The 26,129-nt window shown below is 72.6% G+C and carries 21 protein-coding genes and 1 pseudogene; 13 read left to right on the top strand and 9 right to left on the bottom strand.

The features are described 5' to 3' along the window. Nucleotides 1–11: 11 nt before the first annotated feature. The 6 genes and pseudogenes from ACZ3KJ_RS10205 (at nt 12) to ACZ3KJ_RS10180 (ending at nt 8,470) form a co-directional block, all read left to right on the top strand. Nucleotides 12–1,634 (top strand): serine/threonine-protein kinase, encoded by a 1,623-nt coding sequence (locus ACZ3KJ_RS10205; protein ID WP_467526106.1) that lies wholly within the window; start codon nt 12–14, stop codon nt 1,632–1,634. 200 nt (nt 1,635–1,834) lie between these two features. Further along, the gene (locus ACZ3KJ_RS10200) at nt 1,835–3,526 is read left to right on the top strand and encodes a serine/threonine-protein kinase (RefSeq protein WP_467526105.1); all 1,692 of its coding nucleotides are present in this window, start codon (nt 1,835–1,837) and stop codon (nt 3,524–3,526) included. Between the two features lie 113 nt (nt 3,527–3,639). Continuing rightward, nucleotides 3,640–3,807: pseudogene (locus ACZ3KJ_RS10195) on the top strand (serine/threonine protein kinase); the annotation flags it as partial. Next, nucleotides 3,793–4,698 (top strand): serine/threonine-protein kinase, encoded by a 906-nt coding sequence (locus ACZ3KJ_RS10190; protein ID WP_467526360.1) that lies wholly within the window; start codon nt 3,793–3,795, stop codon nt 4,696–4,698. The pseudogene ACZ3KJ_RS10195 and the gene ACZ3KJ_RS10190, both read left to right, overlap by 15 nt. A gap of 215 nt (nt 4,699–4,913) precedes the next feature. Further along, the gene (locus tag ACZ3KJ_RS10185; protein WP_467526104.1) at nt 4,914–6,545 is read left to right on the top strand and encodes a succinic semialdehyde dehydrogenase; all 1,632 of its coding nucleotides are present in this window, start codon (nt 4,914–4,916) and stop codon (nt 6,543–6,545) included. Nucleotides 6,546–6,664: 119 nt separating this feature from the next. After that, nucleotides 6,665–8,470 carry a GMC oxidoreductase gene (locus ACZ3KJ_RS10180; protein ID WP_467526103.1) on the top strand — a complete coding sequence of 602 codons (1,806 nt, stop codon included), beginning with the start codon at nt 6,665–6,667 and terminating at the stop codon, nt 8,468–8,470. Nucleotides 8,471–8,547: 77 nt separating this feature from the next. Here the strand turns inward: ACZ3KJ_RS10180 and ACZ3KJ_RS10175 are convergent, their stop codons facing one another. Then, nucleotides 8,548–9,603, bottom strand: coding sequence for an LPXTG cell wall anchor domain-containing protein (locus ACZ3KJ_RS10175; RefSeq protein ID WP_467526102.1), 1,056 nt, complete (start codon nt 9,601–9,603; stop codon nt 8,548–8,550). Between the two features lie 752 nt (nt 9,604–10,355). Beyond that, the gene (locus tag ACZ3KJ_RS10170) at nt 10,356–10,637 is read right to left on the bottom strand and encodes a chorismate mutase (RefSeq protein WP_401691503.1); all 282 of its coding nucleotides are present in this window, start codon (nt 10,635–10,637) and stop codon (nt 10,356–10,358) included. A 465-nt stretch (nt 10,638–11,102) separates the two neighbouring features. Here ACZ3KJ_RS10170 and guaA point away from each other — a divergent pair, with 465 nt between their 5' ends. Beyond that, the gene (gene guaA / locus ACZ3KJ_RS10165) at nt 11,103–12,683 is read left to right on the top strand and encodes a glutamine-hydrolyzing GMP synthase (protein WP_467526101.1); all 1,581 of its coding nucleotides are present in this window, start codon (nt 11,103–11,105) and stop codon (nt 12,681–12,683) included. A gap of 25 nt (nt 12,684–12,708) precedes the next feature. Here guaA and ACZ3KJ_RS10160 read toward each other — a convergent pair whose 3' ends face one another. Then, nucleotides 12,709–13,176 (bottom strand): pyridoxamine 5'-phosphate oxidase family protein, encoded by a 468-nt coding sequence (locus tag ACZ3KJ_RS10160; protein ID WP_467526359.1) that lies wholly within the window; start codon nt 13,174–13,176, stop codon nt 12,709–12,711. 389 nt (nt 13,177–13,565) lie between these two features. On the opposite strand from ACZ3KJ_RS10160, the gene ACZ3KJ_RS10155 reads away from it, so the two are divergent. The 3 genes from ACZ3KJ_RS10155 to ACZ3KJ_RS10145 all read left to right on the top strand — a co-directional run bounded on the left by ACZ3KJ_RS10155 (nt 13,566) and on the right by ACZ3KJ_RS10145 (nt 16,547). Next, on the top strand, nt 13,566–14,360 hold the full coding sequence (locus ACZ3KJ_RS10155) for a class II aldolase/adducin family protein (RefSeq protein WP_467526100.1): 795 nt from the start codon (nt 13,566–13,568) through the stop codon (nt 14,358–14,360). A 198-nt stretch (nt 14,361–14,558) separates the two neighbouring features. After that, complete coding sequence (locus tag ACZ3KJ_RS10150; protein ID WP_467526099.1) at nt 14,559–15,836, top strand: hypothetical protein; 1,278 nt, start codon at nt 14,559–14,561, stop codon at nt 15,834–15,836. 183 nt (nt 15,837–16,019) lie between these two features. Further along, nucleotides 16,020–16,547 carry a DoxX family membrane protein gene (locus ACZ3KJ_RS10145; protein WP_467526098.1) on the top strand — a complete coding sequence of 176 codons (528 nt, stop codon included), beginning with the start codon at nt 16,020–16,022 and terminating at the stop codon, nt 16,545–16,547. Nucleotides 16,548–16,687: 140 nt separating this feature from the next. On the opposite strand, the gene ACZ3KJ_RS10140 is transcribed toward ACZ3KJ_RS10145, so the two are convergent. Then, on the bottom strand, nt 16,688–16,930 hold the full coding sequence (locus tag ACZ3KJ_RS10140; protein WP_467526097.1) for a hypothetical protein: 243 nt from the start codon (nt 16,928–16,930) through the stop codon (nt 16,688–16,690). After that, nucleotides 16,917–18,446 carry a PspC domain-containing protein gene (locus ACZ3KJ_RS10135; protein WP_467526096.1) on the bottom strand — a complete coding sequence of 510 codons (1,530 nt, stop codon included), beginning with the start codon at nt 18,444–18,446 and terminating at the stop codon, nt 16,917–16,919. Before ACZ3KJ_RS10135 ends, ACZ3KJ_RS10140 begins: the two co-directional genes overlap by 14 nt. Nucleotides 18,447–18,626: 180 nt before the next feature. On the opposite strand from ACZ3KJ_RS10135, the gene ACZ3KJ_RS10130 reads away from it, so the two are divergent. Both ACZ3KJ_RS10130 and ACZ3KJ_RS10125 read left to right on the top strand, forming a co-directional pair. Beyond that, nucleotides 18,627–19,919 carry an ATP-binding protein gene (locus ACZ3KJ_RS10130; RefSeq protein WP_389513416.1) on the top strand — a complete coding sequence of 431 codons (1,293 nt, stop codon included), beginning with the start codon at nt 18,627–18,629 and terminating at the stop codon, nt 19,917–19,919. Beyond that, a complete protein-coding gene (locus ACZ3KJ_RS10125; RefSeq protein ID WP_467526095.1) occupies nt 19,916–20,662 on the top strand; it encodes a LuxR C-terminal-related transcriptional regulator in 747 nt (248 codons plus the stop codon). The genes ACZ3KJ_RS10130 and ACZ3KJ_RS10125 overlap by 4 nt, the downstream gene beginning before the upstream one ends. 139 nt (nt 20,663–20,801) lie before the next feature. Here ACZ3KJ_RS10125 and ACZ3KJ_RS10120 read toward each other — a convergent pair whose 3' ends face one another. Both ACZ3KJ_RS10120 and ACZ3KJ_RS10115 read right to left on the bottom strand, forming a co-directional pair. Further along, complete coding sequence (locus tag ACZ3KJ_RS10120) at nt 20,802–21,431, bottom strand: hypothetical protein (RefSeq protein ID WP_467526094.1); 630 nt, start codon at nt 21,429–21,431, stop codon at nt 20,802–20,804. A 134-nt stretch (nt 21,432–21,565) separates the two neighbouring features. Beyond that, a complete protein-coding gene (locus ACZ3KJ_RS10115) occupies nt 21,566–22,639 on the bottom strand; it encodes a C40 family peptidase (RefSeq protein ID WP_467526093.1) in 1,074 nt (357 codons plus the stop codon). 486 nt (nt 22,640–23,125) lie between these two features. Here ACZ3KJ_RS10115 and ACZ3KJ_RS10110 point away from each other — a divergent pair, with 486 nt between their 5' ends. Continuing rightward, nucleotides 23,126–23,479, top strand: a complete 354-nt coding sequence (locus tag ACZ3KJ_RS10110; RefSeq protein WP_467526092.1) for a hypothetical protein — start codon at nt 23,126–23,128, stop codon at nt 23,477–23,479. Here the strand turns inward: ACZ3KJ_RS10110 and ACZ3KJ_RS10105 are convergent. Both ACZ3KJ_RS10105 and ACZ3KJ_RS10100 read right to left on the bottom strand, forming a co-directional pair. Continuing rightward, complete coding sequence (locus tag ACZ3KJ_RS10105) at nt 23,457–24,431, bottom strand: tellurite resistance/C4-dicarboxylate transporter family protein (protein ID WP_467526091.1); 975 nt, start codon at nt 24,429–24,431, stop codon at nt 23,457–23,459. The genes ACZ3KJ_RS10110 and ACZ3KJ_RS10105 overlap by 23 nt on opposite strands. A gap of 216 nt (nt 24,432–24,647) precedes the next feature. Beyond that, entirely contained in the window at nt 24,648–25,817 is a 1,170-nt protein-coding gene (locus ACZ3KJ_RS10100; RefSeq protein ID WP_467526090.1) for a C40 family peptidase, read from the bottom strand. Nucleotides 25,818–26,129: the final 312 nt, after the last annotated feature.

Raw genomic sequence — 26,129 nt, 5'->3', positions numbered from 1 at the left:
TGATGGGGCGCATGGGGACCGAGGGGGAGGGTGGCGGCCGGGTCGTCGCGGACCGCTACCGGCTCGAGGCGCGGCTCGGACGCGGTGGCATGGGCGTCGTGTGGCGGGCCACCGACCTGCTGCTGGGGCGGCAGGTGGCCGTCAAGGAACTGGTTCCCGACGACACCCTCACCGCCGAGGAGGCGCGCGGCCGCCGCGACCGGACGCTGCGGGAGGCCCGTGCGGTCGCCCAGTTGAGCCACCCGCACATCGTCGTCGTGCACGACGTCGTGGAGGAGGACGAACGTCCCTACATCGTGATGGAGCTGATCGAGGGGGGCTCGCTGGCCGACCGGATCGCCGAGCACGGTCCCGTCGAGGCCCGTGAGGCGGCCCGGATCGGCGCCGACCTGCTGGGCGCCCTGCGGGCCGCGCACGCGGCCGGCGTCCTGCACCGGGACATCAAGCCCGCGAACGTCCTCGTCGACTCCGCCACCGGGCGCGCCGTCCTCACCGACTTCGGCATCGCCCAGGTCGCGGGCGCGACCACGCTCACCGAGACCGGCGCGTTCGTCGGCTCGCCCGAGTACACCGCGCCGGAGCGCATGTCCGGGGAGCGGACCGGCCCCGCCTCCGACCTGTGGTCGCTGGGTGCGCTGCTGTGCACCGCGCTGAGCGGCGCGTCCCCCTTCCGCCGCGACTCGCTGGGCGGCATCCTGCACGCCGTCGTCTCCGCGGAGATCCGTACGCCCCCGCAGGCCGTGCCGCTGCTGCCCGTCGTCCAGGGACTGCTGGAGCGGGATCCGCGACGGCGGCTGGACGCGGCGGAGGCGGAGCGGATGCTGCGCGCCTTCCTGGAGACCGGGCACACGCCGGCGGTGGCGCCGGAGGGCTCCACGACCGGCCGTACCGATCCGGCGACGGCCGGCCCGGCGCCCCGCACCGGACGGTTCCGGATCCGGCCCGCCCCGCCGGCGGACGCGCCGGGACAGGCCGGGCGGGAGCGGCCCACGCGGGGTGTGCTGGTGGCGGCGCTGCTGGTCGCCGCCATGGCGGGCGCGGGCGTGTCCGCGGCGGCGCTGCTGGTGGACCGCGGCGGTGACGGGGGAGGTCCGCTGACGCGGCCCGGACCCACGGCGACCGGCACCGCGTCCGGCTCGGCCTCCGGCGGGATCTCCGGCACGGCGTCCGGCACCGCCCCCGAACGTCCCAGCGCGCCCTCGGGGTACCGCGTCGTCGACGACCCGGCCGGGTTCGCGCTCGCCGTGCCGGAGGGGTTCACCCGTGTCCTGGAGGACGAGCGGATCTTCTACATGTCGCCCGGCCGGACCTTCCGCCTCGGTGTCAAGATCAGCACCGCCGCGCCGGGCGGTCCCCTGGGCGTGCTGCGGCGGGCGGCCGCGCAAGGGCCGGAGACCTACCCCGGCTACCGCGACGGCAGGGTCACCGAGACCACCCGCGGGGGAGGACCCGCCGCCCTCTGGGAGTTCACCTGGAACGGCTTCACCGCGGCGGAGGGTCCCCGGCACACCTACGACCTGTGCTGGGAGGACGGCGCGTGGCTGTACGACGTGTGGGTGTCGGCGCCGCTCGGGAAGGCGCGGGAGGCCCGTGAGTACTTCGACGTGGCCGTCGACACGTTCGTACCGGGATGAAGCCGACACGCTCGTGACAAGTCTCGTGACAAGTCTCGTGACAAGTCTTGTGACGGACCTCGTGACGAGCCCTCAACAAGCCCCTCGACAAGCCTTGTAACGGGATGAAGAGGAGATAAGGCGTGGCCCGGGTCACGGGTCTGTGACCGGTGGCGGCCGCCGGTGGAATCCGGTCCGGCCGGCGCGGTATGGATGGACGCATGAGTCACGACGGGGGAACCGGCCACGGGGCCGAGGACACGACGAGCTTTGTTCTGCAACCGCCGCGACCGCCGCAAGCGCCGCAGTCGCAGCCGTCCGCACCCCAGCCGTCCGCACCGCAGCCGTCCGCACCCCAGCCGCAGCACCAGCCGCTGTCGTCGCCGCCCGTTTCCGCGCAGGCGGCGCCCGGGCCGTCGGAGTCGGGCGCCGGGCGGCTCATAGCGGGTCGCTACCGGCTCGTCGCCAAGCTCGGGCACGGCGGCATGGGCACGGTGTGGCGGGCGAAGGACGAGACGGTGGACCGCGAGGTCGCCGTCAAGGAACCCCGGGTGCCGGACCACCTTCCCGAGCGCGAACGCGCCAACGCCTTCGAGCGGATGCGGCGCGAGGCGCGGGCCGCGGCCCGGCTGGACCACCCGGCGGTGGTGAACGTCCACGACGTCGCCGTCGTCGACGGCAAGCCGTGGATCGTCATGGAACTGGTCCACGGGCGCTCCCTCGGCAGCGCCCTCGGCGAGGGCACGCTCAGCGTGCGCGAGGCGGCCCGGATCGGTCTGGAGGTCCTCGGCGCGCTGGAGGCCACGCACGCGGCCGGCATCCTGCACCGGGACGTGAAGCCCGACAACGTGCTGCTCGGCCGGCACGACCGGGTCGTCCTCACCGACTTCGGCATCGCCCAGATCGAGGGCGAGACGAACCTGACCGACACCGGTGGTTTCGTCGGCTCCCCCGAGTACATCGCCCCCGAGCGGGTGCTCGGCCAGCGCCCCGGACCGGCGTCCGACCTGTGGTCCCTCGGCGTCGTGCTGTACGCGGCGACGGAGGGCGTCTCGCCGTTCCGCCGCAGCAACACCCCGGCCACCCTCCAGTCCGTGCTCAACGCCGTGCCCGCGCCGCCCGCCGCCGCGCGGGGCCCGCTCGCCGAGGCCATCAACGGCCTGCTGGAGAAGGACCCGGCGCGCCGCCCGCGGGCCGCACAGGTCCGGGCCCTGCTGGAGCACGCCGCGCACCCGCCCGCTCCGGCGCCCACCCATGTCGTGCGGCCGGCCGAGGAGCCGCGCCGACGGTTCCGGTTCGGGCGCGCGGCGTGGACCGGGCTCGGCGCCGCGGTCGTCGCGGCGGCGGTGGCGGCGTATCTGGTGCTCGCCGACCCGTTCGCGGGACCGCTGCCGGACGGCTGGAAGAAGCGCCACGAGAAGGACGTCACCGCGACGCTCGCGGTGCCCGCCGGCTATGTGCGCAGCGTGCCCGAGGAGGACGACAGGGAGGAGGACCACTGGGTCAGCTACACCGATCCGAGTGGCGCGATCTCGGTGGTCCTGCTGGTGATCCGCAAGGCGGAGGACACCGGCGGCGAGATCAAGGCCTCCGCGAACGCCGAGATGTACGCCGACGACGGGGACTTCAGGGAGTCCGGCAGCTACGAGCTCGACATGCCGAAGGGGCCGCGGACCAGACCGGACAACGACGCGAAGTACCAGGGCAGGGACGCCGCGGAGAACACGGTCGTCTACACCACCGACGACAGCCAGGACCCCAGCCCGCGCGAGCTGCGGATCCTGTACTACAGGTCCTCCGCCGGCGACATGTACAAGCTCATGATCGGCTACCCGGGCAAGGGCGACTTCACCGAGCGCGGCCGCGAGGTCGCCCGTACGGCGATCGCGAACCTCGCCCTGGACAAGCTCTAGGTGCGCCGTCCCGGGACGGGAGGGTGAGGAAACGGTTCGCCCCAGGACGCAGGGACGGACCGACGGCCGTGCCGTTCGGTGGCGGCGCGGTCCGCTCGTGGTAGGCATGGGGCATGAGGGATGCCGGGGACCCCTGGGGCGACAACGACCGTACGGTCGGCGGCCGTTACCGGTTGCTCGAACGCATCGGGTCGGGCGGCACGGGCACCGTCTGGCGGGCCCGCGACGAGGTCGCGGAGCGCGAAGTCGCCGTCAGACGCCCCCGGTTGCCCGGCGACCCCGCTGTCCCCGCTGTCCCTGGCGTCTCCAGTGTTTCTGGCGTCTCAAGTGTCTCCAACGTCTCTGACGTCTCTGAGGTCTCTGATGCGTCCGGTGTCTCCGGTGTCTCCGGTGTCTCCGGCGTCTCCGGTGGCGCCGAGGACGAGTCCCGCCGCCGGGCCGCCCACCGCCTCCAGCACGAGGCCCGGGCCGCCGCCCGCGTCGACCACCCCTGCGCGGTCCGCATCCACGACGTGGTCGTGGAGCAGGAGGAGGGGACCGGTCCGGACGGCGTCCCCTGGATCGTCATGGAACTGGTCCGCGGCGAGTCCCTGCACGAGGTGCTGCGGCGCGGGCCCCTGGCACCCGCCGAGGCGGCCCGCATCGGCCTTGGCGTCCTCGGTGCTCTGCGCGCAGCGCACGCGGTCGGCATCGTCCACCGGAACGTCAGACCCGCCAACGTGCTGCTCGGCCCGAACGGCCGCGTCGTCCTCACCGACTTCGGCATCGCGCCCGCCCCGGACGAGGAGTCCCTCACCGGCGCCGGGGCGCCGGCCGACTCCCTGGAGTTCCTCGCCCCCGAACGCACGTCCGGACGCGGCGCCGGCCCCGCCTCCGACCTGTGGTCCCTCGGCGTCCTGCTGTACGCCGCCGTCGAGGGCCGGTCCCCGTTCCGCCGTACGACCCCGGAGGCGACGCTCGGCGCGATCCTCGGCGCGGACCTGCCCGGACCCGACCGCGCCGGTCCCCTGGGCCCGCTCCTCTCCCGGCTCCTGCTCAGGGACCCCGACCGGCGCCCGGGCGCGGCGGAGGTCGCCGAGGCGCTGGAGGCGGTGACGGAGGGCCGGCCGCCCCACCCGCCCACGGCGGCGGACGGGCCGACGGAGGAAACGGATCACGCCCCCCGGCCCTGATCGAGCCCCCGCCCCACCCCCGACCGAGTCGCCGAGCCGGCGCGCGACCGTCTGCCGGCCGGAACGTCGTACACCACGCGGCACCGCCGGATGTCACCGAACAACGCCCTGATCAGGAGGTTTGTTGCCAGTGACCACTGGCGCCGTGTGAGTGGTCGGTGAATGCCGTTACCGACGGGTACCAAAAGGCTTCCGCACGTCATACCCTGCGCGTCATGACGGACTCGCAGGCCCCGGAAAAGACCGGTCCCACGACGGCTGCCGGCACCAACCCCCTCGCCCCCGCCCCCGTCGGCGTGCGCACCGCCGCCGACGTGGTCACCCCTCAGCTCGTCGCCCAGCTGACCAAGGGCGTCGTGGGCTCCGGGCGCACGGCCAACCACACCCCGTTCACCGGCGAGAAGCTCGCCGACCTGCCGGAGTCCACCCCCGAGGACGTGGCGAAGGCGTTCGAGGCGGCCCGGGCCGCCCAGCGGGTGTGGGCGCAGGTGCCGGTGCGTGAGCGTGCGGCGGTCCTGCTCCGCTTCCACGACCTGGTACTGGAGCGCCAGGGCGAGGTCCTCGACCTGATCCAGCTGGAGACCGGCAAGGCCCGCCTCCACGCGCACGAGGAGGTGCAGGCCGTCGCGGTCGCCGCCCGCCACTACGGCCGCCGGGCCGCGGCCTATCTGCGGCCCAAACGGCACGCGGGCGCCATGCCGACCCTCACCCGGGTCACCGAGCTGCGCCACCCGCGCGGTGTCGTCGGTCAGATCGCCCCCTGGAACTACCCGCTGGAGCTCTCCGTCGGCGACGCGCTCCCCGCGTTCGTCGCGGGCAACGCGGTCGTGATGAAGCCCGACACGGAGACCTGCCTCACCGCCCTGTGGGCCCGTGACCTGCTCGTCGAGGCCGGACTGCCCGCCGAGGTCTTCCAGGTCGTCCTCGGTGACGGCCCGGTCGTCGGCCCGGAGGTCGTCCGGCACGCCGACTACGTCTCCTTCACCGGCTCCACCCGCACCGGCCGCGAGGTCGCGCAGGGTGCCGCCGCCCGCCTGGTCGGCGTCTCCCTCGAACTCGGCGGCAAGAACGCCATGCTGGTCCTGGAGGACGCCGACGTCGACAAGGCCGCGGCCGGCGCCGTCCGCGCCTGCTTCTCCTCCGCCGGCCAGCTCTGCATCTCCATCGAGCGGCTGTACGTCCACGAGTCCGTGGCGGACGCCTTCCTGGAGCGCTTCGCCGCCCGCACCCGGGCCATGCGGCTCGGCAACTCCCTCGCCTACGGCGCCGACATGGGCTCCCTCGTCGGCGAACGCCAGCTGGAGACGGTGAAGCGGCACGTGGAGGAGGCCGTGGCGAAGGGCGCGAAGGTGGTGACCGGCGGTGCCGCCCGCCCCGACATCGGCCCGTACTTCTACGAGCCGACGATCCTCGACGGCGTGACCGAGCCGATGTCCGTCTGCACGGAGGAGACCTTCGGCCCGGTCGTCTCCCTCTACCGCTTCACGACCGACGACGAGGCGGTCGAGCTCACCAACGCCACCCCGTACGGGCTGAACGCGGCGGTGTGGACGAGGGACGGACGCCGTGGCCGCGCGGTCGCCGCCCGCCTGCGCACCGGCACGGTGAACGTCAACGAGGGCTACGCCTCCGCCTACGGCAGCGTCCAGTCCCCCATGGGCGGCATGAAGGACTCCGGCCTGGGCCGCCGCCACGGCTCCGAGGGCATCCTCAAGTACACCGAGGCCCAGACGGTGGCCCAGCAGCGGCTGCTGCCGATGGCGCCCTCGCTGGGCATGGACGACGAGACGTACGCACGGTTCATGAGCACGAGCCTGCGGCTGATGAAGGCGCTCCGCTTCCGCTAGCCGGCAGCACCCGCGTCCACCCGGCACACGGCACCCGAACCCGCACCGCACCCGAACCCCCATCCCACCCGTACCCCTATCGCACCCGCACCCGCACCCGTTCTCGACGAGGAGAGCACGTGTCACAGGACAACTTTGCCCAGACCCGGGACGAGGACGGGTACGACTACGACGTCCTCGTGGTGGGCTCCGGCTTCGGCGGTTCCGTCACGGCCCTGCGCCTGACGGAGAAGGGCTACCGGGTCGGCGTCCTCGAAGCCGGCCGCCGCTTCACCCGCGCCACCCTCCCCAGGAACTCCTGGGACCTGAAGAACTACCTCTGGGCCCCCAGGCTCGGCCTGTACGGCATCCAGCGCATCCATCTGCTGGGCGACGTCATGGTCCTGGCCGGCGCGGGCGTCGGCGGCGGCTCCCTCAACTACGCCAACACCCTCTACGTACCGCCGAAGGCGTTCTTCGAGGACCCGCAGTGGCGGGACATCACCGACTGGCAGGAGGAGCTGCGGCCGTACTACGACCAGGCGCGCCGCATGCTCGGGGTCCGGCTCAACCCGACGACGACCCCCTCCGACGTGCACCTGAAGGCGGCGGCGGAACGGATGGGGGTCGGGGACACCTTCCACATGGCGCCGGTCGGCGTCTTCTTCGGCGACGGACAGGACGCCGACGGGTCGGCGCGGGCCCGGCCGGGGGAGGAGGTGCCGGACCCCTACTTCGGCGGCGCGGGACCGTCCCGCCGGGCCTGCGCGGAATGCGGCGAGTGCATGACCGGCTGCCGCCACGGCGCGAAGAACACCCTCAACGAGAACTACCTGTACCTCGCCGAGAAGGCCGGCGCGGTCGTCCACCCGCTGACGACGGCGGTGTCGGTCACGGACGACTCTCGGGGCGGCTTCGCCGTGGCCACCCTGCCCACCGACCGGCGGGGCAAGGGCCAGGGACGCACCTTCACGGCACGCCGCGTCGTCCTCGCCGCCGGCACCTACGGCACCCAGACCCTGCTGCACCGGATGAAGGCGGGCGGCCAGTTGCCGTACCTCTCGGACCGGCTGGGCGAACTGACCCGCACCAACTCCGAGGCGCTGGTCGGCGCCCAGACCGACGACCGCCGCTACCGCAAGGCGACCGGTCAGCCGAAGGTCGACTTCACGCGCGGGGTCGCCATCACCTCGTCCGTCCACCCGGACGCCCACACCCACATCGAGCCGGTCCGCTACGGCAAGGGCTCCAACTCCATGGGCAGTCTGTCGATCCTCCAGGTGCCGTACGCGGAGGGCTCCTCACGGGCGGCCGCCTGGCTCGCGAACGTCGCCCGCCACCCCTGGCTCGTCCTGCGGTCCCTGTCCAACCGCCGCTGGTCGGAGCGGACCATCATCGGCCTGGTCATGCAGTCGCTGGACAACTCCCTGACGACGTACCTGAAACCGAAGGGACCGGGCAAGGGCCTGCTCACCGCCCGCCAGGGCCACGGCAGCCCCAACCCCAAGCAGATCAGGGCCGCGTCCGAGGCCGCGTCGGCGATCGCCGACGACATCAACGGCTTCCCCGGCTCCAACGTCGGCGAGCTGATGGGCACCCCGCTCACCGCCCACTTCCTGGGCGGCTGCCCGATCGGCTCCTCCCGCGAGACCGGCGTCATCGACCCGTACCACCGCCTGTACGGCCACCCCGGCATCTCGGTCGTGGACGGCGCCGCCGTCTCGGCGAACCTGGGCGTGAACCCGTCCCTGACGATCACCGCCCAGGCCGAGCGCGCGATGTCGTACTGGCCGAACAAGGGCGAGGCGGACCCGCGTCCGGCGCAGGGCACGGCCTACGAGCGGCTGAAGGCGGTGGAGCCGATGGCACCGGCGGTCCCGGCGAAGGCCTTCGCCGCACTGCGACTGCCGTTCCTGGGAATGCCGACGGTGCCGCCGAAGGAGTGAACCGGTCGGGCAGGCGAAAGGGACCTGCGCCCCCCTCCGAGCGCAGGTCCCTTCGCTGGTCAGCCGGTCTTCGGGTGTTACGCGTGCGCTCCGGTCTTGCGGCGACGGGCCACGAACACCGCACCTGCGCCGGCGACGACGGCGGCTCCGCCGACCAGGCCGATCATCGGGAGCGCGGAGTCGGAGCCGGTCGAGGCGAGGCTGCCGCTGATCGGCTTGGCGCTGCCCTGGGGCTTGATGTCGGTGCCGGGCTTCTCACCGTTCGGCTCGGCGTCGTCGACGTCACCCGCGTCGCTGCCCGCGGCGAGGATCTGGATTTCGTAGTAGTCACCGGTGAGGTGGCAGTCGCCCTCGTCGCCCACGTAGACGGCCTCGCTCAGCGCGACCGAGGAGCCGGCCGGGGCCGACGCCTTGACCTTCACCCGGAGGTCGAGGGTGGCGGACTCGTCCTTCGCCAGCTCGTCGAGCAGGGCCACGAAGGAACCGGTGACGTTGACGGTCTTGCCGTCCTCGTCCTCGTAGGACTCCTGGTAGGCGTCGGTCCACTTGCCGTCCTCCTTGACCTGGAGCACGGCGAGACCCTCGGACAGCCAGACGTCCTCGTTGTCCTCGTCGTCGTACTCGAGGGACGAGGCCAGGTACACGTTCTTGAGGTCGGCGCCGGTGTTGTTCTCCACCTCGTAGGTGAAGTCGTGCCAGCCCGAACCGGCGACGATCTTGCTCGGCAGACCGCTGATCGTGGCCGAGAGGTTCTCGTCCAGGTCGATGGACTCGCAGTCCGTGAACGGGTCGAACGAGTCGTCGTCCTCGCCGGCCGACGCGCTCGAGGAGGAGGACGACGTCGACGAGGACGACGTCGAGGAGGACGAGGACTGCGACGCGGAGCCGGACGGAGAGCCGGTGGAGCTCTGGGACTCCGAGTCCGAGGCCGAGGGGGACGTGGTGTCGGACTCGGAGGCGGACGCCTCCGTGGTCTCCGACTCGGACGGGGAGGCGGAGGTGTTCTGCGACTCGGACGAGCTCGCGGACGGTGACCCGGTCTCCTCCGCGAACGCGCTGGGCGCGGACAGCAGCGCGAGCGGAACGATGGCGGCCGTCGCGGCGGCGGTGACCAGGGTGCGGCGAAGCTTCATGAAGACCTCGGGAGATCGGATCGGGGAGGCCTTCCGCAGATGTGGGGCGCGGGAGTGGCCCGTATGTCGACAGGTGTGACAGGCGAAAGCTGTGAAGAGTTGCCCTCGACTCACAGGATCTTTATGTGGCTCGCGTCACATCGGGTTCCGCTGTCCGTGTCCCGCGGCATGACGAAGGGCCCCGCGGGACGGAGCCGCGGGGCCCTTCCTTATCGTCAGCACCGGCGTCAGGGCAGCGCCGGTGCCTGGGAGCGGCGCCGGGGGGTCGCGCCGCTGGCCTGTCGAGCGCCCTGGTCCGCGCCGGGTCGCCGCTGGAGCGCGCGGGGGGCGCGCGACCGGACTGGACCTCTGACGGTGGGGCGGGACAGAGCGGGCAGCACGGTTCATTCGTTGCAGTGGGGTGCAATACGGCTGTCCGCGAAGGGACTTGGGCCTTTTACGCATCGTGCTGGATGAACGCGGCGCCCGCAACCGTTTGACCCAGCCCTTGTGCATTTTTGCAATTCCCGCCGGTCGACCCCGGGCGTCCCCGGGGCCGACCGTTCTCTTGGGTGACCGGACTGCTGTCCCCTGCCGTCCGGTCACGACCCTGGAGCGAGGTCCCACGACGCACAGCACGATCCGTACGCCTCAACGCTCCAGTGAGCCACGCGTGGTTCTTCCGGGCCCGCACCTGGCTGGAACGGACACCGGGACCAACGAACCCGTCCGGGAGCCGGTCACGCGCCGTACGGGTGAGACGGAGCCCGAACTCAGATGCGACCGCGGCACAGTTCGAGCAGCGTCATCGCGAGGGCCGTACCCGGCTTGCCGAGTGCGTCGCTGTAGTGGCCGAGGACCTCCATCTCGCGGGAGAGGTTCACCCGGCGGCCGCCGGAGGTGATCCGGGCCTCCTGGATGACGGCCGAGACGGCCATCCGTTCCTGGATCAGACCGATGATCCGGTCGTCGAGCGCGTCGATGCGCTCGCGGGCTCCGGTGATCACGTCGGCGGCCTCGGAGGTGCGGGCGCCGGTCACGTCGAGGGCGGTCATGGGGGCTCCTGTGCGGTAGGGGTGCCCCGGAACGGCAGGACCCGGAGAACGACAGGCGCCCCGGGCCTTGTCGGCCCGGGGCGCCTGGGAAGTCGCTTGGCGGTCAGCTCAAGCAGCACGACCATGGCAGCCGGCGGGCCGGGTGCCATAGGTAAAGAGGAAGGTCGAGTGCGCGAGCATGCGGCCAGTATGCCACGGACTCCGCGCGCCCCGGGCTCCCCGGCAGTCGTCCCGGTGCCGGCACCGGGCGCCCGCCACCTCCGTCTCCTCAGTCCCGTTCGTTTCATTGGTCCCCTCCGCCCCGTCCGACTCGTCCGCCCCGTCTTCGGGCGGTGGGGGGCGCGTGGGCTCCGGCCCGCGGCGGGGGCCGGGGACGCCGGCCCCGGCGGGCGGGACGTCAACCGTGCCCCTCTCGGTAGAATCGGCCGTACACAGTGACCCTGCCCCACCGCCGGAAGGCACCCCGTGTCATCAGCGACTCCCGCTGCCGCCGCCCCCGACACCGTCCTGGTCGTCGACTTCGGCGCGCAGTACGCCCAGCTCATCGCCCGTCGAGTCCGCGAGGCCCGGGTCTACAGCGAGATCGTGCCGAGCACCATGCCGGTCGCGGAGATGCTCGCCAAGAACCCGGCGGCGATCGTCCTCTCGGGCGGCCCCTCGTCCGTGTACGAGGAGGGCGCCCCCCGCCTCGACCGCGAGATCTTCGAGGCCGGCGTTCCCGTCTTCGGCATGTGCTACGGCTTCCAGCTGATGGCGCAGACCCTCGGCGGCACCGTCGACAACACCGGCGCCCGTGAGTACGGCCGCACCGGTCTGCACGTCTCCCGCTCCTCCTCCACCCTCTTCGAGGGCACCCCGGCCGAGCAGGCCGTGTGGATGTCGCACGGCGACGCCTGCTCCGCCGCCCCCGAGGGCTTCTCCGTCACCGCGTCCACGGACGTCGTCCCGGTCGCCGCCTTCGAGAACGACGAGAAGAAGCTCTACGGCGTCCAGTACCACCCGGAGGTCATGCACTCCACGTACGGTCAGCAGGTCCTGGAGCACTTCCTTTACCGCGGCGCGGGCCTGGAGCCGAACTGGACCACGGGCAACGTCATCGAGGAGCAGGTCGCCGCCATCCGCGAGCTGGTCGGCGACCGGCGCGCCATCTGCGGCCTGTCCGGCGGAGTCGACTCCGCGGTGGCCGCCGCGCTCGTCCAGAAGGCCATCGGTTCCCAGCTGACCTGTGTGTACGTCGACCACGGCCTGATGCGCCAGGGCGAGACCGAGCAGGTCGAGAAGGACTTCGTGGCGGCGACCGGCGTTCAGCTGAAGGTCGTGGACGCGGAGGAGCGGTTCCTCACGGCGCTCGCCGGGGTCTCCGACCCCGAGGAGAAGCGCAAGATCATCGGCCGGGAGTTCATCCGGGTCTTCGAGCAGGCGCAGGCGGAGATCATCGCGGACGAGGGTCCCGCGGTCGAGTTCCTCGTGCAGGGCACCCTCTACCCGGACGTCGTCGAGTCCGGCGGCGGCACCGGCACCGCGAACATCAAGTCCCACCACAACGTCGGCGGTCTGCCGGAGGACCTCGAGTTCCAGCTCATCGAGCCCCTCCGCAAGCTGTTCAAGGACGAGGTCCGCATGGTCGGCCAGGAGCTCGGCCTGCCGGACGAGATCGTCCACCGCCAGCCGTTCCCGGGCCCGGGCCTGGGCATCCGGATCGTCGGCGAGGTCACCAAGGAGCGCCTGGACCTGCTGCGCGCGGCCGACGCCATCGCCCGCGAGGAGCTGACGGCGGCCGGCCTGGACCGGGACATCTGGCAGTGCCCCGTGGTGCTGCTCGCCGACGTCCGCAGCGTCGGCGTCCAGGGCGACGGCCGTACCTACGGCCACCCGATCGTCCTGCGTCCGGTCTCCTCCGAGGACGCCATGACGGCCGACTGGTCGCGCCTGCCGTACGACGTCCTGGCGAAGATCTCGACGCGGATCACCAACGAGGTGCGGGACGTCAACCGGGTCGTGCTCGACGTGACCTCGAAGCCGCCGGGCACGATCGAGTGGGAGTAGATCCCCGTCCGGGGGACCTCGCAGGTCAGGTCCGTCTGAGGGTCCGCACCGGCTCTCCGGGCTTCCACACCTGGGCGACCAGATACGTGTCGTCCTCGACGTAGGTCCTGACGACCTCCGTCAGCTCGGTGCGAAAGAGGTGGAACGGCTCCGGCGGTTCCACCTCTTTCACGTATCCGGCCCTGCTCTTCCCGTCCTCGACCTCGACGGCCCGCCCGCCGATCCGGACGTCGCCACCGCCCATGCCGGTGCCCTCCCCCGGGTTGGCCTGGAGGCAGAAACGGGGGTCGCGGCGCAGGTCGAGCGCCTTCAGCGAGCCCGGCATCATCCCGAGCCACAGCTCACCGTCCAGGAAACGCGCCTCCAGTCCGCTCGTACGGGGGGAGCCGTCCCGGCGCAGGGTCGCGAGAACGTGGTGGGTGAAGGCACCGAAACGGTCCTCGACGATGCGCGCGAGGCCGGGTTCGGCCGCCACGAAATCCGCCCAGCGCACCGCCGTCGCGGGGCGAACGGACGCGGGGCGAACGGACGCGGGGCGGGCGCCGGTGCTTCTGCCGTGAGTGCTCATACGGCGAGTGTGGCGTCGATACCCGACACCCACCGTCCGGTATTCCTGCCGGTCGCCGGTCGCCGGTCGCCGGTCGCCGATCGCCGGGCGCCGGGCGCCGGATCACCGTTCCCGTCCCGTCCCGTCCCGTAGCGGCATGCGGTCGGCGGCGGAGAGGTGGTGGGCGGGCGTCGCTCAGCCGAGGAGGCGGTCGACGACGGGCACGTCGTGCTTCATGTGTGACGGGAATCATCATTTCTGCATAATGGCTCTGCCCTTCTTCACCCACCGGCGGTACCTTCCGCCCCGTGAACCAACCCAGTGCTGGAGGACCGATGCCCGGGCCGACGCCGCCCGCCCCGCTGCCCACCGACCGGCTGCGGTTCGCCATGCCGCCCCTGCACGAGTCGGCCGCGGCCGAGCGCCGGCACCGCAAGGAACGGCTGGCGGGCGCCGTGCGGATCTTCGGCCGGTTCGGCTTCGAGGACGGTGTCTCCGGGCACATCACGGCGCGCGACCCCGAGTACAGCGACTGCTTCTGGGTCAATCCGTTCGGAATGCCGTTCAAGCACGTCACCGTCAGCGACCTCGTGCTGGTCAACCGGGACGGGCAGGTCGTCGAGGGCCACTCCCACGTCAACCAGGCCGCCTTCACCGTGCACTCCCAGGTCCACGCGGCGCGGCCCGACGTCGTCGCCGTCGCCCACTGCCACTCGGTGCACGGCCGCGCCCTCGCCGCCCTCGGCGAACTGCTGGACCCGATCACCCAGGAGAGCTGCGCCTTCTACGAGGACCACGGCCTGTACGACACCTACTCCGGCGTCACCGTCGATGCCGGGGAAGGCCGACGCATCGCGGCCGCCCTCGGCACCCACAAGGCACTCGTGCTGCGCAACCACGGCCTGCTGACCGTCGGCGACTCGGTGGACGCGGCCGCCTGGTGGTTCCTGTCGATGGAGCGCTCCTGCCAGGTCCAGCTCACCGCCCGCGCCGCCGGCCGCCCGGTACTGATCGACCACCGGGCGGCGGTCGCGACCCGTGAGCAGCTCGGCGGCGACCTGGTGGCGTGGATCAACTACCAGCCGCTGTGGCAGGACATCAGCCGCAGCGAACCCGACCTGCTCAGCTGAGCCGGGAAGCCGCGCGTTCCCGCAGCCAGGTCAACCCGGCGGACCCCGCATCACCCGCGCTGACCACACCCGCCGATGACGGAGGGTGTGCCGTAGGGCACAATTCGCTGTCATCGCAGGGGAGTTCTTCGCGGGGCGGCGGCCCGGTTCTCCAAGGGCCGCCGACCGTGAAAACCACGGGGAAGGCGGGCGTCGGACGTGGCGGTGCAGGAAGCGAGACAGGGACCGGAAACGGGCACGCACGAGGGCGGCTGCACCTGCGGCGACTGCCCGCACGGGGCTCGCGAGGGGCACCGGCGGGCCGTCGCCGCGTTCCTGCTGAAACGCGACGGGTTCGCCGCCGGGCAGGGACTGCCGGCCGCCGTCGCCCACTCGGTGTCGGCATCCCGCCAGTGGGTCTCGGAGGAACTGACCCAGTCCGCCGAACTGGTCGCCGAACGCGGCCGCGCCGAGGGCGAGGCCTGGCTGGCGCGCCTGTGGGTCCGCACGGCGGGCACGGTGTGGGCCCTGGTGGTGCTCCTGCTGCTGGTGCAGTCCCTCACCGCGATCGGCGCGGGCTGGAGCACGGCCCGCACCGCCGGCCTGCTCGCCGCGCTCGTCGCCGCCGGCGCGCTGACCACCGCCTCCTGGTTCCACCGGTCCCGCGGCGGCGTACTGGCTCCCGTCATCGGTGAGGACAACCGGCTGTCCACCTCCCGCGCGGTCGCCGCCGGCTGGGTCCTGTTCGTCGCGTACGCCGTACTGGTCCTGGTGGGCCGGCTGGCCGCCGCCTCCGGCCCCGCCGAACGCGACGCGCTGATCTCCGGGCTCGACCTCGCCCGCGGCGCGGGTGTGGTGACCGTCCTCGCCGTGGTCTGCGCGATCGCCGTGCTGGTGCGCAGGGTCGTCGGGCTCCGTGTCCTGGCCCAGCGGCTGCAGAAGGTCCGCGCGCACCGGCCCCGGGCCGCCGACCTGCTGACCGACGACGCGGGCCGCGGCACCTTCGCCGACATCCAGTACGTCGTGATCAGCGCCGTCGCCCTGGCCTTCGCCGCCGTACGCCTCGCCCGCCGCCCCGACCAACTGCCCGACCTCCCCTGGGGGCTGGCCGTGGTGGTGCTGGTCTCGGCCGCGACCTACCTCGCCGGCAAGTACGCGGAGGGCGGCCGCCCGGTCATCCTCTCCGTCGTCCGCTCCCGCGAGGCCGGGGACCTGGACGCCCCGATCCGCACCGGCGACGACATCGAGATCCGCGGCGCCGGTTTCGTCCCGCCCGGCGCACAGGCCGCCGACCGCCTCTCGCGCATGGTCGTCCGCATCGGCACGGTCCACGTCCACGTGCCCCTCGTTCCCGTCACGGGCGGCTTCAGCAACCCCACCGACGCGGTCCTGACCGTCCCCGTACCGGCGGAGGTGGAACCCGGCCGGGTGGAGGTGCAGGTGGTGACGGCGGCGGGCGTCGAGACCAACCGCTACGCGATCGACGTGACGGAGTAGAAGTCGGAGAAGGAGCAGCGGGACGACCAGGCGGAGAAGGAGCAGACCCGACAGGTGGACAGCGTGCGGCACGCCGGGGGACTTTTCCGGGCGGGTCCGGTCGACCATTGAGCACACCTCCCATTTCGTACGTATGGTCTGTTGAGGGGTTCCACCACGTCGGGCGAGAGGCGACCACGGGCGATGACTCACAGCTTGAGAACGGACACCCACTCCTCCTACCTCAACAGCGACGGCGACCGGCGGGACACCGCCGCCCGGTACGCCCTCCTTCCACTCCGCGTCTTCCTCGGCGTCACCTTCATCTACGCCGGCCTCGACAAGCTCACCGACGGCGCCTTCCTCAAGGACAGCGGCGCCGGCTCGATCGGCGACACCATGCGTGCCGTCCGTGACTCCTCGGCCATCCCCGCCCTCGTCGACCTCGCCCTGAGGAGCCCCACCGGCTTCGGTTACGCCATGGCCTTCGGTGAACTCGCCGTCGGTATCGGCACGCTCCTGGGCCTCCTGGCCCGCCTCGCGGCACTCGGCGGTGCCCTGATCTCCCTCAGCCTGTGGCTGACGGTGAGTTGGGCCTCGGACCCCTACTACTACGGCAACGACCTCGCCTACCTCATGGCCTGGCTTCCCCTGGTCCTCGCCGGCGCACCCTTCCTCTCCCTCGACGCGGCATGGCGCAAGAGCAGGCGACAGCGGGCGGGTGGCTTCTAGGCAGGTCCGCCGACTGCGGTCCGGGAGCGGGGCACGCTGAACGTCGCGTCGGCGTGCCGTGCGCTGTGCGACGGCTCGGCCTGGTGGCCCTCGGCCCCGGCGGGGTGGCGCCCCGCCGGGGCCGAGGGCCACCAGGACGGTCAGGCCGCCCTGCCCCCGCCCGCCCCGGCGGGAGTCCCCCGACGCGGTCCCCGCCGTCTGCGTATGGCCCGGATCAGCACTCCTGTCGCTCCCGCCAGGCAGAGGCCGCCCACCACCATCGGGATCACGGCGAACCACGGTGTCTCCCAGAGACCACCCGCGTCGCCCGCATAGGTGACGCCCGCAAGGGTGAAGGCTGCCCCGGCCACCAGCCGGCCCGGGCGGAACTCATGACGCAGCACGGGTCACCTCCGCCTGCCCCGCCCCGACCTGCAGATCGAGGTCGATCGTCCCGGCGCCCGTGCCGCCCGACACCGGCGACAGGGTCACCTCTTTGCGCTTGCCCGGCTGCACGTCCACGTCCTCCTGGCCTTCGCCCGGCAACTGAATGTCGCCCAGGCCCACATCGATGGTCACGTTCACCGTCACGTCCGCAGGCACGATCACCCGCAGCCGCCCGAACCCCACCTCGGCGTCGGTGCTCACGGTCTGCCCCTCGGCCGGCGCCAGCCGGGAGAGATCCAGCGTGGCGTCGCCGGTGCCGAGGTCATAGCCCTCGCGGACGTCCGCGACGGTCGCGGGCCGCCAGGTCGTGTCCACCCAGCTCGTGCTGATGTCCTTGGGCAGGAGGGCCGCCCCGGCCAGCAGGCCCGCGGTGAGGACCGCCAGGAACACCGACCCCGCGCCCGTGCGCCCGAGGAACGAGCTGACCGCGATGCCCAGGCCCAGGACGGCGAGCGCGGTGGCCAGTCCGGCCTGGAGGCTGGTGCCCAGCGGGTGCTCGTCCCAGGCGGCGCGGGTGGCGAGTCCGCCCGCGAGGACCGCGAGCAGGAACAGCCAGCCCCCGATCCAGCGGGGACCGCGCGGCCGTGGGGACCGGCCGGGCGGTGTCCGTATGCCGGCGCGGGCGCTCGTGTGGCCCGTGAGACGTACGTCGACGATCGAGCTGAGGTCAGGTCTACGGGCGTCCCGGGGTCCCCACAGATACCCCGTGCCGCCGTAGTGGGTGCCGTCCTTGACGATGGGGTCGCGCCACCAGGAGGGGTAGGCGGCCGGGACCGGCGGTGCCTGGGCCTCCGGCGGGGCGTCGGCGACGGCCTGGGCGGCGAGCGGGTCGGCGTCGGGGGCGTCCCGGTGTCTCGACCAGTATCCGGCGCCGGCCAGGAGCAGGGAGACGACGACGGCGAAGGTGAGCACCTCGCCGTTGTTCAGCATCGTCAGGAACACCCCGCAGCCGACCAGCGCGAACAGCAGGGCCACGAGGGCCTGGCCGTCGACGCGGCCGGTCAGCAGCTTGCGCACCTCGTTCTCGTCGTCGGCGTAGGGGGCGAAGAGCCAGGCGAAGCCGTAGAAGATGAGGCCGATGCCGCCGGTCGCGGAGAGCACGGCGAGAGTGATCCGGAAGATCACCGGGTCCATGTCGCACTGCCGCCCGAGGCCCGCGCAGACGCCGGCGAGCACCTTGTGCTCACGATCGCGGCGGAACCTGTGCGGGGAGTCGGCGGTGGTGTCGGTGCTCTCGCCGGCGGCCGTGTCGGCCGTAGCTGTCTCCTCGTTCACGTCTGCCCTTCCGGCCTCGCCCGCCCCTTCGGGCGCACCCTGTTCTCCGCGTGCGCCCGCCCGCTCGTGCACGCCCGCTCGCTCGTGCGCGCGCGGTTCCTCACCTGCGGCGCCGAGGGCGCCGGTGGACGGGGTGGCCGCGTCGGGTGCGGTGCCTCCGTCGGGCACGGCGTCCGCGGCGTGCTGGTGATCTGCCATGGGTCCATGGTGGCGGGCGAGGCGGCTCGACGGCAGTCGGTATGACCCTGGCCGGACCCTGATATCGGCCCTGATCCGGCGCCCGGGAGGCGTTCGGCCCGCGAGCGCGTCGGAGATCAGGGGCGTCTCGGGGGCGAACCCTGATGTCCGGGGTCGGCGGGCCGTGTGACCATCAGTGGCATGCCGGAAGCCGCAGCAGCGCCACTCGTCGAACCGCGGCCGCCGCGCAAGCTCTACCGCAGCAGTGACGGACGCTGGCTGGGTGGCGTGGCGCGGGGGCTCGCCGGACATCTCGGGCTGCCGGTCATCTGGGTACGGCTCGTCTTCGCCGGTCTGTTCCTGGCCAACGGCCTCGGCGCCCTGCTCTACGCGGCCTTCTGGTTCTTCGTGCCGCTCGGTGTCGGCGGAGTCGGAGACCAGAAGCCCCCGTCCCTCGTCGCCACCGAGACCGCGCCCGACGGCCGGCGCCGGCTCGTCGCCCGTAAACCGGACCGGGGCCAGATCGTCGCCCTGCTCCTCATGGTCGTCGTCGCCATGGTCTTCGTGGGCAGCGTCGACCTCGGCAGCGGCGCCAAGGCGTACCTGCTGCCCGCGGTTCTCGTCGGTGCGGGTGTCGCCCTCGTATGGCGCCAGGCGGACAACGCCCGCAGGGCCCGCTGGGTCGAGGTCGGCCGCAGACGCCGTACGCTCACACTGCTGCGCGCGGGCGCCGGAGTCCTGCTGGTCACCGCCGGTGTCTCCGGCACGTTCGTTCTCCAGGGCTCCGCCGCCCACCTGGACTCGGTCCTGCAGGCCGCTCTCGCCGTCCTCGTCGGCATCACCCTGCTCGCCGGACCGTATCTCGTCCGCATGACGCAGGACCTGTCCGAGGAACGCCTGATGCGCATCCGTGCCCAGGAGCGGGCGGAGGTCGCCGCCCACGTCCACGACTCGGTGCTGCACACGCTCACCCTGATCCAGCGCAACGCGGAGAACGCGGGCGAGGTACGCCGTCTCGCCCGTGCCCAGGAGCGCGACCTGCGCACCTGGCTGTACAAGCCGGAGGGCACCGGCAAGGACGAGGCCGACGAACCGGTCACCCTCGCCGACGCGGTGCGGCGCAACGCCGCGGAGGTCGAGGACAAGCACGGCGTCCCCATCGAGGTCGTGGTCGTCGGCGACTGCCCGCTCGACGAGCGGACCACCGCGCAGATGCAGGCCGCGCGCGAGGCCATGGTGAACGCCGCCAAGTACGGTGGCGAGGGCGGCGCCGTGCAGGTCTACGCCGAAGTCGAGGGAAGGACGGTCTTCGTGTCGGTCCGGGACCGCGGTCCCGGTTTCGACCTCGACTCCATACCCGCCGACCGCATGGGTGTCAGAGAATCGATCATCGGCCGTATGGAGCGCAACGGCGGCACGGCGCGCCTGCGTGCGGTGCCGGGCGGCGGCACGGAGGTCGAGCTGGAGATGGAGAGGGCGGAGAAGACGTCATGAGTGACCCGACCGAGGCGAACGGAACGGCCGGAGCGGCCGAGGCGGCCGAACCGGCGAAGGCAGCCGGTGACGGTACGGGCGGGCGCCATGTGCGTGTGGTGCTCGTCGACGACCACCGCATGTTCCGTACCGGCGTCCAGGCCGAGATCGGCCGCACCGAGGAGACCGGTGTCGAGGTCGTGGGCGAGGCCGCGGACGTCGACCAGGCGGTCACGGTCATCAACGCGACCCGGCCGGAGGTCGTCCTGCTCGACGTCCACCTGCCGGGCGGGGGCGGGGTCGAGGTGCTGCGGCGCTGTGCCGCGCTGATGGCCGACTCCGAGCGGCCCGTGCGCTTCCTCGCCCTGTCGGTGTCGGACGCGGCGGAGGACGTGATCGGGGTGATCCGCGGCGGTGCCCGGGGCTACGTCACCAAGACGATCACCGGCAACGACCTGGTCGACTCCGTCTTCCGGGTGCAGGAGGGCGACGCGGTCTTCTCGCCCCGCCTCGCCGGGTTCGTCCTCGACGCCTTCGCCTCGACCGACGCTCCGCCGGTCGACGAGGACCTCGACCGTCTCACCCAGCGCGAGCGCGAGGTGCTGCGGCTCATCGCCCGCGGCTACGCCTACAAGGAGATCGCCAAGCAGCTGTTCATCTCCGTGAAGACGGTCGAGTCCCATGTCTCGGCGGTGCTGCGGAAGCTCCAGCTGTCCAACCGGCACGAGCTGACGCGGTGGGCGACGGCACGGCGACTGGTGTGAAGCAGGGCGGGGCATCCGGTCAGGACCGGGTGAGGGCGCGCTGAACACCGCCGGGCGGCCGGCGGAGCCGGCGGCGGAACTCCGGTGGGTCACAGCCGTCCCGTACTTCGACGGGACACCGGTGTCGTACTCCGACGGGTCACCGCTGTCCCGTCGGTGTCGGTCCCAGCACGCGCAGGGCCCACCGGTAGTGCTGTACCGCCTTCACCACGCCGATCAGGCCGGTCAGCCACAGGATGGTGCCGGTGCCCATACCGAGGGCGATGTCGGCGTAGGCCGACGGGCCCGGTCGGGCGCCGACGGCGGAGACGAAGGACGCCCACAGGCCGATCGCGGCGACCGTCAGGGAGGACAGCAGCCAGAAGAGACTGAGGCCCGGGGAGCGCAGGCGGGCGTCGGACAGGGGATGGCTGTCCAGCGCGAGCCACGCTTCGAGGAGTTGCCGTGTCCGGTGGTCACGGCGGATGGCGAGGACGACGGCGGTGACGGACGGGGTGAGGGCGGCGACGCCGATGAGCGCGAAGACCGGGCCGAGGAGCGAACCGGTCGGATCCTTCTCCTCGAACTGCTGCACCGGCAGGACCAGCAACGACCATCCGATGATCGCCGCGAGCGCCAGCAGCCACAGCAGCAGCACGCGGTGCACGCCGAGGCTGCACCGGTGCAGCACGTCCAGGGCCCGCTCCCGGTCGGCCAGCAGCGCCGACCGGTCCGACCAGGCGCCGAGGTGGGAGGGGGGAGGAAGTGGGGGCAGAGTGGCGGGGGACATCGGGGGCTCTTTCGGCCGAGGGGAGCGGAGCGCGGCGACGGCGGTGGGGAACCGATCGTCACGCGCGCTGAACCTACCGCGTCAACGGACCCGTGAAATGGTCCGGTTGGCCCGACAGTGTGCCCCACACGCCGTCACACCACGCGGGTGGCCCCCGCGTACGGCATCTCGTCGAGGGGCGCCACGCGGACCGGGGCGGAAGGGTTCGGCGCGTGGATCATCCGGCCGCCGCCGACATAGATGCCCACGTGGGTGATGCCGGAGTAGAAGAACACCAGGTCTCCCGGGAGGAGTTCGGAGCGGGAGACGCGGCGTCCGGCGTCGATCTGGGCGTAGGTCGTGCGGGGCAGGGAGACGCCCGCGGAGCGGTAAGCGGCCAGGACGAGCCCCGAGCAGTCGAAGGCGTTCGGGCCGGTCGCGCCCCACACGTACGGACTGCCGAGCTTGGCGTAGGCGTAGGAGACGGCGGCCGCCGCACGGGAGGTGGGGGCGGCGGTGGTGGAGCCAGGGGCCTGGAGGGTGTCGCGGGCGCCGGCCGAGGCCCGTGAGGCGCGGGTGCCGGCCGCGCCGGCCGTGTCCGTCAGCATCCGGGCGCGTTCCGCCGCCGTCAGCCGGGACAGCAGACGGCGGGCCGCGTCCAGCTTGCCGGTGATCGTCTCCTTGTGCCGTCTCAGTTCCGTCCGGCGCGCCTTGAGGGAGGTGACTTCCACGCGGGCGGCACCGCGCAACTGTTCGATCTCCCGCAGTTGCTTGTGGACGCCGTTGACAGCCGCGGACTGACGGTCGCCGGCGCGTTCGACGAAGGCGGCGCCGTCGAGGTACCGGTCGGGGTCGTCGGAGAGCGCCAACTGCACCGCCGGGTCCAGCCCGCCGCTGCGGTACTGCGCCGCCGCCACCGTGCCCAGTGCCTCCCGCGCCGTGTTGAGCCGCGCTTCCTTCCGGGCGGCCTCGTCCTGGAGGGCCGTCAGCCGTCCCTCGGCCGCCGTCGCCTCCTCCTGCGCGCCGTTGTACTTCTCGGTGGCGGCTTCCGCCTCCTGGTACAGCTTGTCCACCTTGGCCTTCACCTCCGCCGGTGTGGGGTCCGGCTCGGCGTGCCCGGTTCCGTCGAAGGCCGTCGCGCCCGCCGCTCCGGCAAGGGCGAGCGTGGCCGCCGTGCGGAGGGTATGGCCGCCGAGTGAGCGTGGACGGGGCTTGCGGTGCGCTGCCACGTGGGACTGCACGTCCTTTCGTACGACCGCCTCGTCGGTACGGCCGTCAGGCGGGCCGGGGCGTGGGGCCCGTGCCCGCCGGGGGAGCGGACGGACGTACGGCCGCGGGGTGCGGCTGACGCGCCCGACGGCGGCCCGCACGGGGGAGCGGGACCGCCGCCGGACTCTCGGCGGTGGTGCCCGGCTGCCGTCCCCGGCCGGGGCGGCGGTGGGGAGCCGGTCACCTGGGGCAGGACGCTAGGCCCGTCGGTGTCGGTTCGGTAACGCGATGTGCGGAAGTGTCCCGAGCGGACAGCCTGGCGACCGGACGTGCTCGGTGACCCGGTCCGAGGGAACCGCCTTCGTGCGGCGCGCTGACCGATGCGGTGCAATCGGGTCACATCCGGGCGACGGGCTGCTATGGGGCGCATATATGCAAGTGTCGCGACCCGGAGAGGTGGGGGTGGTGTGGAGCGCTGTCGGGGCGGCTGGTTAGCATCCGGCTCCATGGACCTACTCATCCATCTGTTCGTCGGCCTCCACATCATCGGCATCGCCGCGCTGCTCGGCGGCTTCCTCACACAGATGAAGGCGATGGGCCGGGGCACGGCCCGCTTCGTCCCCGCGATGCTGCACGGCGCGGCGACGATGCTGGTCACCGGCGTGGTGCTGGTCGGGCTCAACCAGGCCGACGACCAGCAGGTCAACAACATCAAGATCGGCGTGAAGCTGGCCCTGCTGATCGTGATCCTCGGTCTCGTCTATGTGAAGCGGGACGACGAGAAGGTGGAGAAGCCCCTGTTCGGACTGGTCGGCCTGCTGACCGTCGCCAACGTCTTCATCGCCGTCCTGTGGACCTGACGGAGGTACGGGCGGCCACGAGCGCCCCCACGGCGACGGCCAGCCAGACCGCCACCGCGATCCACAGCAGCACCTGGCCGGGGCCCGCCAGCCGCGGGGCGTCGACGGCGTCGGCGACGGACAGGGCGGCGACCGCCGTCATGCCCATCGGGAACACCGTCGACCAGCGGCGCATGTCGTAGCGGGGGCGCGGCCACCACAGCTCGGCGACGAGCAGCACGGCGTACCAGAGCAGGGCCAGGACGAGCAGGGCGACGGTCATGGTGCGCAGGACGCCGGCGTCGTCCACGTTCCACAGATACAGCCCGCCGCCCTCGGCCAGCAGGAGCTTCGCGCCCGCCAGCGCGGAGATGGCGAGCGCGCCGCCCGCCACCCACTGGTCCCCGGCGCCCTCGGCCACCTGCCGCAGGCTGAACCGGGCCAGCGTCACGACGTAGACGGCCAGGCCGAGCCAGAACAGGACGAGCGCGGCGCGGGCGAGCCAGGCCTCTGCCTCGGCCCGCGCGAGCGTCGCGGCCAGCACGGCCAGCCCTTGTGTGGCGACACAACACAGGAACACCGCCCCGGGCATGCGCCGCTCCCAATGCCTCATGACCTCCACCAGCAGCACGGGCCACAGCACCGCCGCCAGTGCAAGCAGCGCCTCGGCGAGCGGCTGCCAGCCGAGCGAGGAGATCCGGGCGCCGAGCACGGTGGTCGCCGCGACGGCCGTCAGGCCCGCCGGCGTCCCCGCCTCGGCCAGCCACCGCTCGCGCTCCCGCAGCAGCCGTACGGCGAAGTCCACCGCCAGGGCCACCCAGCCGACCCCCGCCAGCGCCAGGGCGGTCAGGGACAGCAGGTCGTGCCCCGTCAGGTTCAGGCCGATCGACAGGATGCCGGTCGCCATCACAGCGGCCCCGGCCGCCGGCGGACGCTGCGCCCACCAGGCGCGGAGGGGTGAAGAGCGGGGCATGCGGCCGATGGTAAGGAGCGCCGGGCGGCGCGCGCGGGGGCACGCGCGCAGGAGCGGGGAATTACGCGCGGGCGCAGGACAAGGAACGGCCTCCCCCGCCTACGGTGGGGGAGCGAAGGCCCGAGTAGCCCGCCCGCCGGTAACCCAGACCGCCCGCCGCCCGAGCGCCCGTATCCCGTCGCCCCAGCGCCCGTCGCCCCAGCGCCCGGCGCCCGGTCAGGCCGGTCGCACCACGCTGTGGATCGACGACTCCCCGTCGTAGTACACCGACTCCTCCCGCACGTACGCGCCCGGCTTCGGAGCGTGGATCATCATGCCGTTGCCGATGTAGATCCCGACGTGGCTGACGTCGTCGTAGAAGAAGATCAGGTCGCCCGGCAGGGCATCGGCGAGGGAGACGGTGGTGCCCGCGTCGACCTGGTCGTAGGTGGTGCGCGGAAGGGTGACGCCGGCGGCCTTCCAGGCGGCCTGGGTGAGGCCGGAGCAGTCGTAGGACTCGGGGCCGGTGGCGCCCCAGACGTACGGCTTGCCGATCTGGGCGCGGGCGAAGGCCAGGGCCTTCTCGGCCTTGGTGGTGTACGAGGCGTCCGTGGACGCGGAGGACGACGAGGACGTGCCCGACGAGGCGCTCGTGTCCGAGGAGCCGCCGTTCTCCTGCTGGGCGGCCGCCGCCTCCGCCGCCTGCTGCTCGGCGAGTTCCGCCGCCTTGCGGGCGGCCTCCTGCTGCTTCTTCCGCTCGATCGCGGCGAGCCGCTCCTTCTCCTCCGCCGTCAGCTGCGACAGCAGGGAGCGCGCGGTGCCGAGCTTCTTCTGGACGGTGGCCTTGGCCGTCTTGAGGTCGTTCTGCGAGTCGGTGAGCGTCTCGAGGCTCTGCGTGGCCTCCTGGCGCTTCTTCATGGTCTCCGACTGCTCGGTGACGTAGTCGTCGACCGCGTCCTTCTGGCGTTCGGTCAGCCGGTCCATCAGCTGGGTCCGGTCGAAGTAGTCCTGCGGGGAGTCCGCGAGGAGGAAGGTCGCCGTGTCGGGTGCGGAGGCGCCGGTGCGGTACTGGGCGGCGGCGAAGGAACCGAGCTGCTCCCGTGCTTCGTTGAGCTTCTGGGTGCGCTGGGCCACGTCGTCGAGGAGGGCGTCGACGCGCTTGCGCTGCTTGGTCGTCTTCTCCTTGGCGGCGTTGTACTTCTCGGTGGCCGACTCCGCCTGGCGGTAGAGGTCGTCGACCTTCTTCTCGACCTCCTCCAGGCTCGGCTTGCCTTCGGTGGAGGGCGCGGCGTTGGCCGTCTGGGAGAGCAGGGCCACCGAGGTGAGGGCGGCGGTGGCGAGGGCGGGTGTGCGTATGCCTGCTACGCGCGTGCCCGAGAGGCGCGGCTTGCGGTGCTGCGACGCCAAGGGAGGCGACTCCTTCCATGTTCCGCCTACCGGGTTAGCGGTGGGGGCACCCCCAGGCCGTTCAGGCACTGGGGGAGGGTTCGGGCGGACGGTCGGAAGGGTTGCCCTACGGCCTCGTCCCCGCAGGGAGTCGGGCCGATTCACCCCGGGATCTCGGTGGGTCCCGGCTCCGGCTGCCACGTCGGGCCGCGCTGGATTCGGCGGAGGCCGTGCGGCCCGGCGAGGTTCGCCGGTGGGGGTCGTACGGCCTGCCCGGCACGGTAGCCAACTCGTGTGGTGCCTGTGAAGGTTGCTGGGTGATATGCCCGATAC

This window comes from Streptomyces sp. NPDC003248, assembly GCF_055563235.1.
Note: the sequence above shows the minus strand (reverse complement) of the source record. Positions and strands in the feature narration are given on the sequence as shown.